Source organism: Streptomyces sp. NPDC001852 (assembly GCF_042891825.1).
Taxonomy (GTDB): Bacteria; Actinomycetota; Actinomycetes; order Streptomycetales; family Streptomycetaceae; genus Streptomyces.
The window spans coordinates 84784-100970 of record NZ_JBIATN010000002.1; the positions used below are offsets into that span (position 1 = coordinate 84784).

15 protein-coding genes are annotated in these 16187 nt (G+C 71.8%); 10 read left to right on the forward strand and 5 right to left on the reverse strand.

From position 1 onward, the window contains the following. Window positions 1-32: 32 nt before the first annotated feature. Both ACFYZB_RS03060 and ACFYZB_RS03065 read right to left on the reverse strand, forming a co-directional pair. Window positions 33-314: an Lrp/AsnC family transcriptional regulator gene (locus ACFYZB_RS03060; RefSeq protein WP_208901317.1), complete on the reverse strand. Its 282-nt coding sequence runs from the start codon at window positions 312-314 to the stop codon at window positions 33-35. After that, the gene (locus tag ACFYZB_RS03065; RefSeq protein WP_388753650.1) at window positions 311-1105 is read right to left on the reverse strand and encodes a rhomboid family intramembrane serine protease; all 795 of its coding nucleotides are present in this window, start codon (window positions 1103-1105) and stop codon (window positions 311-313) included. Before ACFYZB_RS03065 ends, ACFYZB_RS03060 begins: the two co-directional genes overlap by 4 nt. Window positions 1106-1260: 155 nt before the next feature. On the opposite strand from ACFYZB_RS03065, the gene ACFYZB_RS03070 reads away from it, so the two are divergent. The 5 genes from ACFYZB_RS03070 to ACFYZB_RS03090 all read left to right on the forward strand — a co-directional run bounded on the left by ACFYZB_RS03070 (window position 1261) and on the right by ACFYZB_RS03090 (window position 6698). Further along, entirely contained in the window at window positions 1261-1500 is a 240-nt protein-coding gene (locus ACFYZB_RS03070) for a hypothetical protein (RefSeq protein WP_146468537.1), read from the forward strand. 42 nt (window positions 1501-1542) lie between these two features. After that, a complete protein-coding gene (locus ACFYZB_RS03075; protein ID WP_388753653.1) occupies window positions 1543-2886 on the forward strand; it encodes an NYN domain-containing protein in 1344 nt (447 codons plus the stop codon). A 219-nt stretch (window positions 2887-3105) separates the two neighbouring features. Then, on the forward strand, window positions 3106-4140 hold the full coding sequence (locus tag ACFYZB_RS03080) for an NlpC/P60 family protein (protein ID WP_388753656.1): 1035 nt from the start codon (window positions 3106-3108) through the stop codon (window positions 4138-4140). A 289-nt stretch (window positions 4141-4429) separates the two neighbouring features. Further along, window positions 4430-5476, forward strand: a complete 1047-nt coding sequence (locus ACFYZB_RS03085; RefSeq protein WP_388753658.1) for an NlpC/P60 family protein — start codon at window positions 4430-4432, stop codon at window positions 5474-5476. Window positions 5477-5504: 28 nt separating this feature from the next. Continuing rightward, window positions 5505-6698, forward strand: a complete 1194-nt coding sequence (locus ACFYZB_RS03090) for a hypothetical protein (protein ID WP_388753661.1) — start codon at window positions 5505-5507, stop codon at window positions 6696-6698. A 24-nt stretch (window positions 6699-6722) separates the two neighbouring features. On the opposite strand, the gene ACFYZB_RS03095 is transcribed toward ACFYZB_RS03090, so the two are convergent. Beyond that, on the reverse strand, window positions 6723-6920 hold the full coding sequence (locus ACFYZB_RS03095; protein ID WP_388753663.1) for a hypothetical protein: 198 nt from the start codon (window positions 6918-6920) through the stop codon (window positions 6723-6725). Window positions 6921-7150: 230 nt separating this feature from the next. After that, the gene (locus tag ACFYZB_RS03100; protein WP_388753666.1) at window positions 7151-8386 is read right to left on the reverse strand and encodes a glycosyltransferase 87 family protein; all 1236 of its coding nucleotides are present in this window, start codon (window positions 8384-8386) and stop codon (window positions 7151-7153) included. A gap of 117 nt (window positions 8387-8503) precedes the next feature. Between ACFYZB_RS03100 and ACFYZB_RS03105 the strand changes: the two genes are divergently transcribed. Further along, window positions 8504-9646, forward strand: a complete 1143-nt coding sequence (locus tag ACFYZB_RS03105; RefSeq protein ID WP_388753667.1) for a glycosyltransferase family 4 protein — start codon at window positions 8504-8506, stop codon at window positions 9644-9646. A gap of 200 nt (window positions 9647-9846) precedes the next feature. Then, window positions 9847-11433, forward strand: a complete 1587-nt coding sequence (locus tag ACFYZB_RS03110; protein ID WP_388753670.1) for a GMC oxidoreductase — start codon at window positions 9847-9849, stop codon at window positions 11431-11433. Between the two features lie 28 nt (window positions 11434-11461). On the opposite strand, the gene ACFYZB_RS03115 is transcribed toward ACFYZB_RS03110, so the two are convergent. Continuing rightward, window positions 11462-13258 (reverse strand): AMP-dependent synthetase/ligase, encoded by a 1797-nt coding sequence (locus ACFYZB_RS03115; RefSeq protein WP_388753673.1) that lies wholly within the window; start codon window positions 13256-13258, stop codon window positions 11462-11464. 296 nt (window positions 13259-13554) lie between these two features. Between ACFYZB_RS03115 and ACFYZB_RS03120 the strand changes: the two genes are divergently transcribed. The 3 genes from ACFYZB_RS03120 to ACFYZB_RS03130 all read left to right on the forward strand — a co-directional run bounded on the left by ACFYZB_RS03120 (window position 13555) and on the right by ACFYZB_RS03130 (window position 16152). Further along, window positions 13555-14367 carry a metallophosphoesterase gene (locus ACFYZB_RS03120; protein ID WP_351203817.1) on the forward strand — a complete coding sequence of 271 codons (813 nt, stop codon included), beginning with the start codon at window positions 13555-13557 and terminating at the stop codon, window positions 14365-14367. A gap of 121 nt (window positions 14368-14488) precedes the next feature. Beyond that, complete coding sequence (locus ACFYZB_RS03125) at window positions 14489-14932, forward strand: SRPBCC family protein (RefSeq protein ID WP_351203819.1); 444 nt, start codon at window positions 14489-14491, stop codon at window positions 14930-14932. Between the two features lie 44 nt (window positions 14933-14976). Next, window positions 14977-16152: an ArsA family ATPase gene (locus ACFYZB_RS03130; RefSeq protein WP_388753678.1), complete on the forward strand. Its 1176-nt coding sequence runs from the start codon at window positions 14977-14979 to the stop codon at window positions 16150-16152. Window positions 16153-16187 lie beyond the last annotated feature (35 nt).

The window sequence follows — 16187 nt, forward strand, 5'->3', positions numbered from 1 at the left end:
GCCCCGCAGACGCCCGGGCGGTCTTCCGACGGTCAGTTGTCCAGACCGATCGAGAAGGCCGCCTCAAGGTCGTGCTGGGAGTAGGTGCGGAAGGCGACGTGCGTGTCGGTGGCCTCGACGCCGGGGATCTTGCTGATCCGGCCGGGGATGACATCGGCGAGATCCTCGTGCTGCCGCACCCGGACCATCGCGATCAGGTCATATGTGCCCGTGACGGAGAAAACCTCGCTCACCGACTCCAGCGAAGCGATCTGCTCCGCGATCTCGGGGATCCGGTCCACGCTGGTCTTGATCAGAACGATCGCGGTGATCACGGCTGGTTCTCTCCCTCGGGGGCCTGAGCAGGGGCGGCTTTCACTCTAGCCGCCCGCCCGTCTCCCACCACCGCCCTTCCGGGGCCGCCCTTCGGGCCCTTCTTCCTCCCGTAGCGCACCCACGCGTAGCCGAAGCCCAGACCGAAGCCGATGAGGTGCGCCAGATACGCCACCCCGGGGCCGCCCGAGCTCTGCTCCGCCGCCGCCCACTGCAGGGCCGCCCAGAACGGCAGTACGACCCATGCGGGAAACCGCAGTGGCAGGAAGAACAGGAACGGCAGAAGACTGGTGACACGGGCGCGGGGGAACAGGTAGAGGAACGCTCCGAGGACCGCCGAGATCGCCCCGGAGGCGCCCACCAGCGACTGCTCGGAGGCGGCGTTGGCGGCCGCGTAGCCGAGCAGGGCGAGACAGCCGCAGCCGACGTAGAAGAGAGTGAACTCGACCCGGCCCATCCGCTCCTCGGTCATCGCACCGAAGACGAAGAGGAAGAGCATGTTGCCGAGCAGGTGCACCCAGCTGCCGTGCACGAACAGGGCTGTGGCGGGGGTCAGGACCTCGCGCAGCGGACTGGTGAACAGCTCGGCCGGCACCACGCCCCAGCGCCGGAAGTACGCCCGCTGCGCGGTGAGCAGGCCGTCCCCGGAGCCGTATCCCGGGGTGAGTCCCGAGGCCGGGCCCAGGACGAAGAGCAGGCAGCACAGGGCGATGAGGCCGTATGTCATGGGTGCTGTTGAGCTCCGGACCGCCCTGAGGGTCCTGCCGGCCGCCGTGCTCCACTCGCTGATCATGAATACAGAGCATGACGTAACGGGACGCAAGCTGACAGACCGCCTCGCCGCCTTGGACGGACCAGCGGCCAGTCCCCGCCAGGCCGTAGGGTTACGGCCACACGCGTCGGCCGGCGGCGCGACGAGCGACTACCAGAAGGAAGCGGACAGCCACGATGACGGTTCCCCTGCCGACCGCGACCACCCGATGGCGCTGCACCCTGTGCGGCAACCTCACCCGGTTCGACGTGACGCGTTCCTCGAAGGTCGTCGAGTACGTCCACCTCGATCTGGCCGGTGAGCCGACCGTGGAGGAGCGCCAGGTGGTCAGTGAGACCATCGAGTCGGTGCGGTGCCGCTGGTGCAACGCGGTGGACCAGGTGGAACTCGTGGACAGGCCGGGTGCCGGCTCCTGAGCGGAGCGGCCCCGAAGAAGTCGAGGCAGTGGGGTGTGACGGATGGTGGAGACCGCAGGCGGGGGGCCGGGCGACGGCACCGCTGAGGTGCTTGACCGTCCGCTGCCCGACGGGGTGCGACGCAGGGTCGTGCAGATCGTCTCGGACGGCTTCGGCCGGCTCACCGTGACGGAACTGCCCGCCCAGCTGAGGCAGTACGCCCGGTTCGCCCCCAATCGCCGGGCGAAGTTCGCCGGGAACGCGATGGCGGCGGCGCTGGAGACCGATGCGCTGTTCCGGCAGCGGATCGGGGAGAAGTTCAGAGAGGCGGAGCCGGAACTCGCCGGCGCCCTCGACTCCGGCTCGCCGCTCCCGGCCGCGGACCCGCTCGACGTGGCGGCCGCGGCCTATGTACTGCGCCCGGCGGGCTGGGTGAAGCTGGTCACCGCGGCCGGCGAGGAGGTCCAGCGCGCGGACGCCGAGCGCGCCGACGAGGAGAGCAGGGCCGAGCTGGAGCGGCTGCGCGCCGAGCTGGCCCAGGCCCGCGAGCAGACCCGCGCCGAGACCGAACGGCTGCGCACGGAGCTGGAGTCGGCGAGGAAGGAAGCGGAATCGCTGCACCGCAAGCTCCGCGCCGCCCTGAGCGACGTCAAGCGGGGCGAGGCCGCCCTGCGCAAGGCCCAGGGCGAGATGGACGCCGTACGCGCCGAGGCGCACCTGCAGGTGTCGGCCGCCGAGAGCGAGTCCCGCCGGCTCAAGGCCCGCCTCGGCGAGGCCGAGGCCGCGCTGGAGGCCACCCGCCGCGCCGCCCGCGAGGGCCGCAGCGTGGAGGACATGCGGGTACGGCTGCTGCTCGACACCCTGCTGGACGCGACCCAGGGCCTCAGGCGCGAACTCGCCCTGCCGCCCGTGTCCGTGCGGCCCGCCGAGACCGTGGACGCGGTCGAACCGGGACGCATGACACCGAAGGACATCGCGGCGCGCGCCCTGTCGGAGAACGACCCGGCGATTCTCGACCAGTTGCTGGCGCTGCCGCAGGCGCATCTGGTGGTCGACGGCTACAACGTCACCAAGACCGGCTATCCGCAGATGCCCCTGGAGAAGCAGCGGCTGCGGCTCCTCGGCCAGCTCTCCGCGCTCGCCGCGCAGACCGGCGCCGAGGTGACCTGTGTCTTCGACGGCGCCGAACTGGCCGCCCCGGTGCTGCTCGCCCCGCCGCGCGGGGTCAGGGTGCTGTTCTCGAAGCCGGGCGTCACGGCCGACGAGCTGATCCGCCAGCTGGTGCGCGCGGAGCCGCCGGGCCGTCCGCTCATCGTCGCCTCCACCGACCGCGAGGTGGCCGACGGGGTCGCCAAGGCCGGTGCCCGTCCCGTCGCCTCTGCGGTGCTTCTCAAGCGACTGTCCTGAAGGCCCAACAGGCATATGCAATGCCCGAATTGGCCGTATCGTCACGCAACGTAGTGTCGATCGTGCATCACAGCATGTGAGTTCTGTGCAAAGAATGCATTGCGTGATGGGATTTTCTGCTGAGAGGATTTGAACTGATCACAACTGGGTCACTAGGGTCTGGGCTCGAACCTCCGAACGGGTGATTACTCACTCATCACAAGAAGGAGTTCGTCCTCCGTGGCGTCCCACCGTCGACCCAAGCAGCAGAGTCGCGCCCGCGTGACCGTGCTGACCACCGCAGCCGCCGCAGCCGTCGTCCTGAGCGCGAACGCCGCCAACGCCGCGCCGAGCCAGAAGCTCACCAAGGACCAGGTCAAGGCCAAGGTCGACGAGCTCTACCAGCAGGCGGAGCAGGCCACCGAGAAGTACGACGGGGCCCAGGCGAAGCAGCAGAAGCTGCAGAAGGAAATATCCACCATCCAGGACAACGTCGCGCGAGGCCAGCAGGACCTCAACAAGCTGCGCGACGGCCTGGGTTCGCTGGCCACCTCGCAGTACCGCTCGGGCGGCATCGACCCCTCGGTCCAGCTCTTCCTGTCCTCCAACCCGAACGACTTCCTCGACAAGGCGTCCACGCTCGACCAGTTGAGCGCCCAGCAGGTCGACGCGCTGAAGAAGATCCAGGACAAACAGCGCGAACTGGCCCAGGAACGTGCCGAGGCCACCCAGAAGCTCAAGGACCTCTCCGCCACGCGTGCCCAGCTGGCGCAGAACAAGAAGGACGTCCAGGGCAAGCTCGCCGACGCGCAGAAGCTGCTCAACAGCCTGACCGCCAAGGAGAAGGCGGACCTCGCCGCCCAGCAGGCGCGCGCCGACCGCTCCTCCAGCTCGCGGGTCAACCTCGGCAACAGCACCCCTGCCTCCGGCCGGGCCGGCGCGGCCTTCGCCGCCGCGCAGAGCGTGATCGGCTCGCCGTACGTCTACGGCGCCTCCGGCCCGTCCTCCTTCGACTGCTCGGGCCTGACCTCCTGGGCCTACGCCCAGGCCGGTGTCTCCATCCCGCGCACCTCCCAGGAGCAGGCCACCATAGGCACCCGGATCAGCTCGATCAACGACCTCCAGGTCGGCGACCTGGTCTTCTTCTACGGCGACATCCACCACGTCGGCCTGTACGCCGGCAACGGCCAGGTGCTGCACGCCCCGCACACCGGTGCCGTGGTCCGCTACGAGGCGATCTCCGACATGCCGTTCCAGTTCGGCGTCCGGGTCTGACGCCCCGCGAAACGCTCCGGCGCCCCCGCGAAACCGGCTCCGATACCCCGCGAGCCGCGGGCAACGCCCGCACGGGGGCGCCCGAACGGGCGAATCCCGTGGACCGGAAGTGACCCCACGCCCCGCCGATGACCTGGGTCAGCGGCGGGGCGTCACCGTATGTTGCCGCCCCGGCCGTTGGTCCGGCCCCTTCCGTACGGCTACTGTCTGCCGCGTTTCCCCGGCGCCGGGGCCTCCCCGTCCCCAGGCGCCGGGGAAGCGGTCTCTGTTCGCCAGCAGAAGGACTGCCGTGGGGTCTCATCGCCGCCTTGCCTCCTCCGGATTCGACCGGGGCGCCGTCGCCCTGTGTGTTCTGTCGGCCGCGGCCGCCGCGCTCGGCGCCGTACCGGCACAGGCCGCCCCGCACGACGACTCCCGGGCCGAGGTGGACCGGCTCTACCAGGAGGCCGAGCAGGCGACCCAGGCCTACGACAAGGCCCAGGAGCGGGAGGGCACGCTGCGCCGTGAGGTGCGCGACGCCCAGGACCTCATCGCCCGGCAGCAGCAGCACGTCAACACCCTGCGCGAGGCGCTGGGTTCGCTGGCCGGCGCCCAGTACCGCGCGGGCGGCATCGACCCGGCCGTGGCGCTGCTCTTCTCCGACGACCCCGACGACTATCTCGACAAGGCGTCCACCCTCGACCGCATCACCAGCCAACAGGCCGGTCAGCTACGGGAGTTGCAGCTGGCGATGCGGGAGCTCGCCCAGGAGCGCTCCGTGGCGGCCGGGAAGCTCGCCGAGCTGGAGAGCAGCCGCAAGGCCGTGGTCGTGCACAAGCGCACCGTGGTGCAGAAGCTCGCCAAGGCCCGGCAGCTGCTCAACGCGCTCCCGGTCGCCGAACGCGACGTCTTCACCAGGGCCTCGCGCTCCGACGGCGACGGCCGCCTCGACCTCTCCGACCTGACCGGCCTCCTCGCCCCCGGCACCTCGGACGCCCCCGACGCGCCCGACGCCCGCGCCGCCGCCGCGGTGGCCGCCGCCCGTTCCGCCCTCGGCCGGCCCTATGTGTGGGGCGCCAGCGGCCCCTCCGGCTTCGACTGTTCGGGCCTGATGCAGTGGTCGTACGCGCACGCCGGGGTCCAGCTGCCCCGCACCTCGCAGGAGCAGCGGTTCGCCGGCCGGCAGATCCCGCTCTCCGAGGCCCGCCCCGGCGACCTGGTCATCTACCGCTCCGACGCCAGCCACGTGGGGATGTACGTCGGCAACGGCCAGGTCATCCACGCGCCCTATCCGGGAGCGGCGGTGCGCTACGACCCGGTCGGGATGATGCCGGTCTCCTCGGTCACCCGGCCCTGAACGCGACGCTCGCCGTTACGATCGGGAAGTGACTGGTCGCAGACGGGCGTGGTGCATCGGAGCCGTGGGGCTCGGGCTGCTGCTGCCCCTGGCCGGCTGTGCCGGCACGCCGGGCGACACCGCCCGCACCCAGGTCCAGCACCTGCTCGACCGGCGCTCGGCCGCGCTCCTCGGCCACGACGAGACGGCGTACGGGACGACGGGCACCCGCACGGAGTACACCCGGCTGCGCGCCCTGCCGCTGGCCTCCTGGGGCTACCGGGTCACCGCCGTGCACCGCACCGCCACCGGCGCCACCGCCGATGCCGACCTGAGCTATCGCGTCGCCGGGTACGACAAGGCCCCCGTCGACGCCCGCCGGACCCTCACCCTCGGACGGACCGCCGACGGCGCGTGGTACGTCACCGCCGACAGACCCGCGGGGCACGCCGGGCAGCAGCTGTGGGACCAGGGCCCGGTGACCGCCGTCAAGGGCGCGCACAGCCTGGTCCTGGGCACCGGCCGGACGGCCGCCGAGCTGCGCGGATACGCGGCGCTGGCCGACCGCGCCGTGCCGGCCGTCTCCCGGGCCTGGGGCACCGACTGGACCCGCCATGTCGTCGTGCTCGTCCCGCGGTCCCTCCAGGGCATGGCGGGACTGCTGGGCTCGCCCGCCGCGAACTACCGGGGGATCGCCGCCGTGACCACCGGCGAGGCGGGAGGCTCGGGGACGGCGCCGGCGGACCGGGTGGTCGTCAACCCGGAGGCGTACGCCGTTCTGGGCGACCTCGGCAAGCAGGTGGTGCTCACCCACGAGACCACCCATGTGGCCACTCGCGCGCACACCACCGCCGCGACCCCGCTGTGGCTCTCCGAGGGCTACGCGGACTGGATCGGCTACCTCGGCACCGGCCGCACCCCCACCGAGGCCGCGCCGGAACTCACCCGCGCCGTCCAGGACGGCCACCCGCCCACTGCGCTCCCCACCGACAGAGACTTCGGCTTCACCAGCGACCCGGCCGAGCTCGCCCGGGCCTACGAGGGCGGCTGGCTGGCCTGCCGGATGATCGCCGACCGCTGGGGCACGGCCCGGCTCGACGCCTTCTACCGCGCCGTCGGCGACCGTCAGAGGCGGGCGGGCGCGGTCGAGGACGCGCTGAAGAAGGTGCTGGGGACCACCCCGGGGGAGTTCACCGCGCAGTGGCGGGCGTACGTGCGGGCGCAGCTGACCCGGACCGAGTGACGGCCACGTCCTTTCCCTTTCGGGTCAGTCGGATGCGCCGAGGGTCTCGATGGCCTCGCGCAGCCAGGCCCGCTCCGCCTTCCCGGTGGCCCGGGCGACCCGCAGCATGCCCTCGCGGAACAGATCCCCGGCCTCCTCCGCGCACACCGGGTCACCCTGCTCGGCCACCGTGCGGGCGGCGGCACGCTCCAGGGCCTCGGCCCGTCGGGCGGAGGGGCCCACGCCCAGGGGCTCACGGGGCGTACCCCTGGCCAAGCGCTCGCCGCGGCGGTCCGGTCCCGCTCTCGACGAGATCGCCCGGCAGCGGCTGTGGCCGACCGCCGGAGGCGGGCCGGGCCGTGTCGGCAGGGTGGCGGGCGGTGCAGGGGGTGCGGTGGCCGGGAGCGCGCCGGACACCGTGGCCCGCGGCTGTCGCGAGTCGGGTGTGGTCGCTCCGGGGTGCGCCGGCTGGGTCAGGAGGGAACCTGGGTGTGCCGTGGCCGGGACGGCTGCGGCGGCAGGGGTGCGGCGGGGGCCGGGGGCACGGTCGAGCGCCACAGGCGGCGGCCGGCCGTGACCGAGGCCGCGACCAGCAGGCCGTTGCGCACCAACAGCAGGAGGACGCCGTACCGGTCGCTCAGCACCACGTGCAGGAAGCCGAGCGGGAACTCCAGGACCGTCACGAAGGACGCGGCCGCCACCATCAGCGCGGGCGCCCCCATCCGGCTCGCCCGGTACGACACACAGACCGCCGCCAGGCCGATCAGCCACACCAGGTACTGCGGGCTGATCACCCGGCTGGTGACCGTGAACAGCAGGACCGCGGTGAAGGCCGCCTCCGCGAGCGTGTGCGGCGCCCTGTGGCTCGCGCGCAGCCGCCACAGCAGCAGCCAGCCGAACGCGGCCCCGGTCAGCGCCAGCGCCGCCGTGCTGACCTCGTTCACATACGGGCCGAGGAACTCGATCGACCCGTAGTTCAGCAGCACCTGGCCCTGCCAGCCGAAGTGCCGGGCCACATGGAAGACCAGGGCGCCCAACGACTCCACCTCGGTGCCCCGGTCCCGCTGGAAGGTCAGGAAGGCGAAGGCCCCCGGCATGGACACCGAGAACAGCGCCGCCAGCCCGGACGCGGTCACCGCCGCCGACCACCACGCCCGCCGCCGCACGGCACCGACCAGCAGCAGCGCCGGCCACACCTTCAACAGCGCCCCGAACGCGGTCAGCGCGCCCATCACCCGCGGATGCCGGGCCCCGGCGAACAGCGCCGCCACGGCCACCGCGGTCACCATCACGTCGTAGCGGGCGTACACCGTCGGACCGAGCAGCGGCATGCCCGCCACCCACACCCAGGCCCCGCGCAGGGAGCGGCCGGGGCGCCGGCTCGCATACAGCAGCAGCGCCAGGACCACCACGTCGGCGAGGAACGCGAGCACGAAGAAGGCGTGCGCGTACGACAGGAAGGGCAGGGCGGCGGGGGCGAGCACGGGCAGGGCGGCGGCCGGGGGGTACTGCCAGGTCACGTCGTCCAGCGGAAACGATCCCTGGCGCAGCACCTCGTACCAGCCCCGGTAGATCACCGACACGTCGGAGGTGACGTCCGGGCCCGGGAACAGGTACACCTGGAAGACGAACAGCAGCAGCACCACACGGGTGACGCCCCAGGTCGCGAGCAGCCATGCCAGGGACCGCCCGGCGCCTTTCGTCTCCACGTGATCCCCTGCCGTTCGATTCCGGTCGCGCCACCATGATGTCGTGCCTGTCTGTGTGCATGCCACAAACTCGGCCGCACGCGGCTCCGGACGGCCGATTCGGTAGGGTCGGCGGCGATGCACAAGACCCTGATCGTGACCAACGACTTCCCGCCCCGGCCGGGCGGCATCCAGGCCTTCCTGCACAACATGGCCCTCCGCCTGGACCCCGGCCGGCTGGTCGTCTACGCCTCCACCTGGAAGCGCGGCCGGGAGGGCATCGGGGCCACGGCCGCCTTCGACGCCGAGCAGCCCTTCACCGTCGTACGCGACCGCACGACCGTGCTGCTGCCGACCCCGCGGGCGACCCGGCGGGCGGTCGGGCTGCTGCGCGAGCACGGGTGCACCTCGGTGTGGTTCGGGGCGGCGGCGCCGCTGGGTCTGATGGCCCCGGCCCTGCGCAAGGCGGGCGCCGAGCGGCTGGTGGCCACCACCCACGGCCACGAGGCCGGGTGGGCCCAGCTGCCCGCCGCCCGGCAACTGCTGCGCCGGATCGGGGAGTCGACGGACACGATCACCTATCTGGGTGAGTACACGCGGTCGAGGATCGCCACCGCGCTGACGCCCGCGGCAGCGGGCCGCATGGTCCAGCTGCCGCCCGGCGTCGACGAGAAGACCTTCCACCCCGGCTCCGGCGGCGACGAGATCCGCGCCCGCCTCGGCCTCACCGACCGCCCGGTCGTCGTCTGCGTCTCCCGCCTGGTCCCGCGCAAGGGCCAGGACACCCTCATCCGGGCCATGCCCCGCATCCTCGCCGCAGAGCCCGACACCGTCCTGCTCGTCGTCGGCGGCGGGCCGTACGAACAGGACCTGCGCCGCATGGCCGCCGAGACCGGTGTCGGCGACTCCGTCCGCTTCACCGGCGCAGTCCCCTGGTCCGAGCTGCCGGCCCACTACGGCGCCGGCGACGTCTTCGCCATGCCCTGCCGCACCCGCCGCGGCGGCCTGGACGTGGAGGGCCTCGGCATCGTCTACCTGGAGGCCTCGGCGACGGGCTTGCCGGTGGTGGCGGGCGACTCCGGCGGCGCTCCGGATGCCGTACTGGACGGGGAGACCGGCTGGGTGGTCAAGGGCGGCGAGCCCGCGGAGGCCGCAGCCCGGATTGTGGCACTGCTGCGCGACCCCGAACTGCGCAGGAGGATGGGCGAGCGAGGCCGCCAGTGGGTCGAGGAGAAGTGGCGCTGGGACCTACTCGCCGAGAAGCTGAAGAGCTTGCTCTAGGGGCAGCCAACCCAGGGGCGCGGGGAACGGCGCGCCCAGCCACATACAACCGGCATTCGCCGACGAATCGTACCCGGCACCCCGGATGGCGCCCCCCGCCCCGGGCGGAAGCCCTTGGCGGAACCCCATAATCCGCCCATGCTGCGTCCATGACAGCAAACCTGATGAGACGTCAGCTGACGAGACGTCACATACTCGGCATGGCCGCACTGCAGACCGCAGCGGCCCTCGGTTTCACCCGCATCAACCTACAGTCGGCCCGAGCGGCGCAGCCCGACGCAGTCGAAGACGCCCCGGCGATCGTCGTCGGCTCCGGCTACGGCGCCGCCGTGGCCGCCCTCCGCCTCGGCCAGGTGGGCATCCGCACCCTCGTCCTCGAAATGGGCCGGCTCTGGAACACCGCCGGCCCCGACGGCAGGATCTTCTGCTCCACCTCCGCCCCCGACCAGCGCTCCATGTGGTTCCGCACCCGCACCGAGGCCCCGCTCGCCACCTTCCTCTGGCTCGACGTGGTCAACAAGGACATCAGTCCCTATCCCGGCGCTCTGGACCGCGTCCACTACGACGACATGTCCGTCTACGTCGGCCGCGGCGTCGGCGGTGGCTCCCTGGTCAACGGCGGGATGGCGGTCACGCCCCTCAAGTCGTACTTCGCCGAGCAGTTCCCGACCGTGGACGCCGACGAGATGTACGGCACCTACTACCCCCGCGCCCGCGCCATGCTCGGCGTCAACACGATCGACCCCGCCTGGTTCGAGTCCACCGAGTGGTACCGGTTCACCCGCACCTCCCGGAAGGCCGCCGGCAACGCGGGCCTGAAGACCACCTTCGTGCCCAACGTCTACGACTTCGGCTACATGCAGCAGGAGGCCGCCGGCACGGCCACGAAGTCCGCCCTCGCCGGCGAGGTCATCTACGGCAACAACCACGGCAAGCGCAGCCTCGACAAGACCTATCTGGCCGCCGCCCTCGGCACCGGCAACGTCACCCTCCACACCCTGGAGAAGGTGACGTCGGTCGGCCGGGCGGGCGACGGGTCGTACGTCCTGACCGCCGACCGGATCGACACCACCGGCACCGTCGTCGAGACCAAGCAGTACACCTGCACCTATCTGTTCCTCGGCGGCGGCAGCCTCGGCACCAGCGAACTCCTGGTCCGCGCCCGCGACACCGGCACCCTGCCCGACCTGAACTCCGCCGTGGGCGCGGGCTGGGGCACCAACGGCAACACCATGCTCGGCCGCGCCAACCACGTCTGGGACACCGTCGGCGCCGACGAGGCCACCATGCCGGTCATGGGCATCGACGACTGGGCCAACGCCGACAACCCCGTCTTCGCCGAGATCGCCCCGCTGCCCATGGGGTTCGAGCACTGGATCAGCCTCTACCTGGCGATCACCAAGAACCCCGAACGGGCCTCGTTCACCTACGACTCCGCCTCCCGTGCGGTCAGGCTCGGCTGGACCGCGGCCCAGAGCGCGGTGTCGGTGAGCATGGCCAAGAAGCTGTTCGACCGGATCAACCTGGCCAACGCGACCATCTACCGCTACGACCTGTTCGGCTCGACGAGCAAGGTCTTCGCGGACGACTTCACCTACCACCCGCTCGGCGGCTGCGTCCTCGGCCGGGCCACCGACGACTACGGCCGGGTGAAGGGGTACGACCGGCTGTACGTCACCGACGGCTCCCTCGTGCCCGGCAACATCGGCGTGAACCCCTTCGTCACCATCACCGCGCTCGCCGAACGCACGATGGCGCGGGTCCTCGCCGAGGACACCGCGCCATGACACACCGTCAGGACCGCGAAAGACGGCTCTACTTGGCGTAGATCGCCTCGATCTCGTCCGCGTAGTCCTTCGCCACCACGTTCCGCTTGAGCTTGAGCGACGGGGTGAGGTGGCCCGACTCCTCCGTGAACTGGGAGGACAGAATGCGGAACTTCCGCACCGATTCCGCCTTCGACACCGCGGCGTTGCCGTCGTCGACGGCCGCCTGGATCGCCGCGTTCAGATCCGGGTCGTCCTTCAGCGACGCCACGGTGGAACCCGCCGGCTTGCCGTGCTCGGCGGCCCAGCGGCCCAGGAACTCCTCGTCGACGGTGACCAGCGCGCCCACGAACGGCCGCCCGTCGCCCACCACCATGCACTCCGCGACCAGCGCGTGCGCCCGGATCCGGTCCTCGATCACCGCCGGCGCCACGTTCTTGCCGCCCGCCGTGACGATGATCTCCTTCTTGCGGCCGGTGATCCTGAGGTAGCCGTCCTCGTCCAGGGTGCCGATGTCACCGGTGTGGAACCAGCCGTCGGCCAGCGCCTCCGCCGTCGCGCCCGGGTTGTTCCAGTACTCCTTGAACAGGTGCTCGCCGTGCAGCAGCACCTCGCCGTCGTCCGCTATCCGGATCACCGAGCCGGGCAGCGGCTGACCGACCGTGCCGATCTTCTGCCGGTCCCAGGGGTTGAAGGCCGTGGCCGCGCAGGACTCGGTCAGGCCGTAGCCCTCCAGCACCGTGAAGCCGATGCCGCGGAAGAAGTGGCCGAGCCGCTCGCCGAGCGGCGCGCCGCCGGAGATGGCGTACTCGCCCCGGCCGCCGAGGACCGCGCGCAGCTTGCTGTAGACCAGCTTGTCGAAGACCCTGTGCTTGATCTTCAGACCGAGCGCCGGGCCGGACGGGCTGTCCAGCGCCTTGCTGTAGGCGATCGCGGTGTCCGCCGCCTTGTCGAAGATCGCGCCCTTGCCGTCCGCCTGCGCCTTGGCGCGCGCGGAGTTGTAGACCTTCTCGAAGACCCGCGGGACCCCCAGGACCAGCGTCGGCCGGAACGCGGCCAGCTCGTCGGTGAGGTGCTTGATGTCCGGGACGCAGCCCAGCTTGATCGGCGCCATCATCGGCGCGATCTGCACCAGCCGGCCGAAGACGTGCGCCAGCGGCAGGAAGAGCAGGACCGAACACTCGCCGGTGCGGAACAGGGGACGCAGGCGCTCCACGATGTTGCCGCACTCGGCGAAGAAGCTGCGGTGGGTGAGCACACAGCCCTTGGGGCGGCCCGTCGTACCGCTCGTGTACACGATGGTCGCCGGGTCGTCGGCCCTGGCGAGCGAGCTGCGCTCCTCCACCGTCTCGTCGGAGACGTCCTGCCCGAGCCGCCCGAGCTCCTCCACACCGCCGGCCTCGATCTGCCAGACGTGCTTGAGGGCGGGCAGCGACTCGCGCACCGACTCCACGGCCGCGGAGTGGCCCGGCAGCTCCACGATGCAGGCGGTGGCGCCCGAGTCGGACAGGATCCACTGCACCTGCTCCGGCGAGCTGGTCTCGTACACCGGCACGGTGACCGCGCCCGCGCTCCAGATCGCGAAGTCGAGCAGGGTCCACTCGTAACGGGTGCGGGACATCAGGCCCACCCGGTCGCCCGGCTGGACCCCGGCGGCGATGAGACCCTTGGCAGCGGTGTGCACCTCGGCCAGGAACTCCCGGGCCGTCACGTCCTGCCAGGCGCCGCCGGCCTTGCGGGCTATGACGGCGACGTCGGGATGCTGCGCGGCGTTTCTGCGGACGATGTCGGTCAGATTGCCGTCCGCAGGGACCTCGTACAAAGCCGGAAGGCTGAACTCGCGCAAGACTGCTGCTCCTCATAGGGCGCCGGCGCCACGACACTGTGTGATGCGACGGTGCGGTCCAAGGCTCGGGCAGGTGCTCGGGAACTCAGCTGTTGAAATCCAGAGCACGACTGGACTGCCCGGACGTTACCCGCCGGTATGGCGTTCCCGACAGGGGGTTCGGGTGAGATGTTCGCTGCGTCACACACGTTGGCGTTCCTTCGCGCACAGTAGTCCACGGCTGAACCGACCGGCCAGTAACCGCAGGCCGGACCGACACTGTTCACGCACACCCCACACGCCTACGCTTGATCGCCATGGCACCCACACCCCCCGGTAACCGAAACGCCGGACATCGCAGGACGCGCGTCCACGTGGTCAGCGACGTACACGGCAACACCCGGGACCTGGCCCGGGCCGGAGACGGTGCCGACGCCCTGATCTGCCTCGGCGATCTGGTCCTCTTCCTCGACTACGCCGACCACTCGCGCGGCATCTTCCCGGACCTGTTCGGCAGGGAGAACGCCGACCGCATCGTCGAGCTGCGCACCGCCCGGCGCTTCGAGGAGGCCCGGGAGTTCGGCGCCCGGCTGTGGGCCGGCATCGGCACGGACCGGGCCGCGGCCATCGAGAGGGCGGTGCGCAAGCAGTACGCCGAGCTGTTCGCCGCCTTCCCGACCCCGACGTACGCCACCTACGGCAACGTCGACATGCCGCCGCTGTGGAAGGAGTACGCCCATCCCGGCACCACCGTGCTCGACGGCCAGCGGGTGGAGATCGGCGGCTGGACCTTCGGGTTCGTCGGGGGTGGCCTGAAGACGCCCATGCGGACGCCGTACGAGATCGACGACGAGGAGTACGCGGCCAAGATCGAGGCGGTCGGCGAGGTCGACGTGCTGTGCACGCACATCCCGCCGGAGGTGCCCGAGCTGGTCTACGACACCGTCGCCCGCCGCTTCGAACGCGGCAGCCGCGCCCTGCTGGCCGCGATCCGCCGCACGAAGCCCCGCTATTCGCTCTTCGGCCATGTCCATCAGCCCCTCGCGCACCGCATGCGGATCGGCGCGACCGAGTGCGTGAACGTGGGGCACTTCGCCGGGACGGGCCGCCCCTGGGCCCTCGAATGGTGATCCGTCGACGGTCTTGGGACATCGGGTGAAGGCGGCAGATGGGCGGCGCGGTAGCCTTCACGCTGCACACACGTGCGCACGACGACCTCTGTACCGGCCCGCATCTGGAGGAGCCACGGCGATGGCGGAACACACCAGCTCGAGCATCACCATCGAGGCGGCACCGGCCGACGTCATGGGGGTGATCGCCGACTTCGCCCGCTACCCGGACTGGACGGGTGAGGTGAAGGAGGCGGAGGTCCTCAAGACCGACGACCAGGGCCGTGCCGAGCAGGTCCGGCTCGTCATGGACGCCGGCGCGATCAAGGACGACCAGACCCTCGCCTACACCTGGACCGGCGACAACGAGGTCTCCTGGACCCTGGTCAAGTCCCAGATGCTCCGCTCCCTGGACGGCTCGTACATCCTCAAGCCGACCGGCCCCGGCACCACGGAGGTCACCTACCTCCTCACCGTCGACGTCAAGATCCCCATGCTCGGCATGATCAAGCGCAAGGCGGAAAAGGTCATCATCGACCGGGCCCTGGCGGGCCTGAAGAAGCGGGTGGAGTCGGGGGAGGAGTAGTCGGCCCCGTTCGGACCTCGCGCACGGCGGTACGGTTCAGCCTCATGCGCACCATCCTGATCACGGGCCCGGGCGGCGGGGGTCGTACCACCGTTGCCGCTGCCACCGCACAGCGCGCCGCGGGCGAAGGCGTCCGCACCCTTGTGCTGAGTGCCGACCGCACCGACAGTCTCGGCGTCGCGCTGGGTTCCGCGACGGGACCGGTGCCGCAGGAGACCGCGGCGAACCTCAGTGCCTGGCGTCCTGACGCGGTCGCCCGGTTCCGTGAGGACCTCACCGCCTTCCAGAGCCGCGCGGCGGGCGTCCTCGACCTGCTCGGCGCCGCCCGGCTGGACGCCGAGGAGGTCACCCCGCTGCCCGGCGCCGAGGAGCTGTCCTTCCTGCGGGCCGTCCGGGACGCGGCGCTGTCGGAGCGGTACGACCTGCTCGTGGTGGACCTCCCGCCGCTTCCGCAGGCCCTCGCCCTGCTCGGCCTCCCCGAGGAGCTGCGCCGCTATCTGCGCCGCCTGCTCCCGCCCGAGCGTCAGGCGGCCCGCGCCCTGCGCCCGGTCCTCGGCCGGCTGGCCGGCGTGCCGATGCCGTCCGACTGGCTGTACGAGACGGCCGCCCGCTGGGACGTCGAACTCGCCGCCGTCGAGGCCGTCCTCACCGACCGGAACACCGCCGTGCGCCTGGTCGCCGAACCCGGCCCGGCCGGCGCCGACGCCGTACGGGCCGCCGGCCTCGGCCTCGCCCTGCGCGGCCTGCGCACCGAGGCCCTGATCGCCAACCGCACCCTGCCCGAGACCACCCCGGACAGCTGGCTCTCCTCCCTCCTCGCCCAGCAGCGCAAGACGCTCGCCGACTGGCACGAGCAGCCGTACGCCGTCCACCGCGTCCCGCACCTCGGCCGCGACCCGCGCGGCGCGGACGACCTCACCGCCCTCGCCGTACCGGCCGTCAACCCGGCGCCCGCCCCGGTCGAGTGGCCCGTCACCGACCGGATCGCCCAGGACGGCGTGCTGGTCTGGCACATCCCGCTGCCCGGCGCGATACGGGACGAGCTGGACCTGATCCGGCGCGGCGACGAGCTCGTGATCACCGTGGGCCCGTTCCGGCGGATCGTGCCGCTGCCCTCCGCCCTGCGCCGCTGCACCGTCGCCGGCGCCGCCCTGCGCGAGGGCGAGCTGCGCGTCCGCTTCGCCCCGGACCCCGACCTGTGGCCGGCAACCGGACGATGATGATCCGGGTACGCCCGTTCGGGTAACGTCGTAAA

Bases quoted from the DNA above. Each gene is read 5' to 3' on its own strand.
- ACFYZB_RS03070 (WP_146468537.1), top strand. From the start codon at position 1,261: ATGACGGTTCCCCTGCCGACCGCGACCACCCGATGGCGCTGCACCCTG.
- ACFYZB_RS03110 (WP_388753670.1), top strand. From the start codon at position 9,847: ATGGCCGCACTGCAGACCGCAGCGGCCCTCGGTTTCACCCGCATCAAC.
- ACFYZB_RS03120 (WP_351203817.1), top strand. From the start codon at position 13,555: ATGGCACCCACACCCCCCGGTAACCGAAACGCCGGACATCGCAGGACG.
- ACFYZB_RS03130 (WP_388753678.1), top strand. From the start codon at position 14,977: ATGCGCACCATCCTGATCACGGGCCCGGGCGGCGGGGGTCGTACCACC.
- ACFYZB_RS03075 (WP_388753653.1), top strand. From the start codon at position 1,543: ATGGTGGAGACCGCAGGCGGGGGGCCGGGCGACGGCACCGCTGAGGTG.
- ACFYZB_RS03105 (WP_388753667.1), top strand. From the start codon at position 8,504: ATGCACAAGACCCTGATCGTGACCAACGACTTCCCGCCCCGGCCGGGC.
- ACFYZB_RS03125 (WP_351203819.1), top strand. From the start codon at position 14,489: ATGGCGGAACACACCAGCTCGAGCATCACCATCGAGGCGGCACCGGCC.
- ACFYZB_RS03065 (WP_388753650.1), bottom strand. From the start codon at position 1,105: ATGATCAGCGAGTGGAGCACGGCGGCCGGCAGGACCCTCAGGGCGGTC.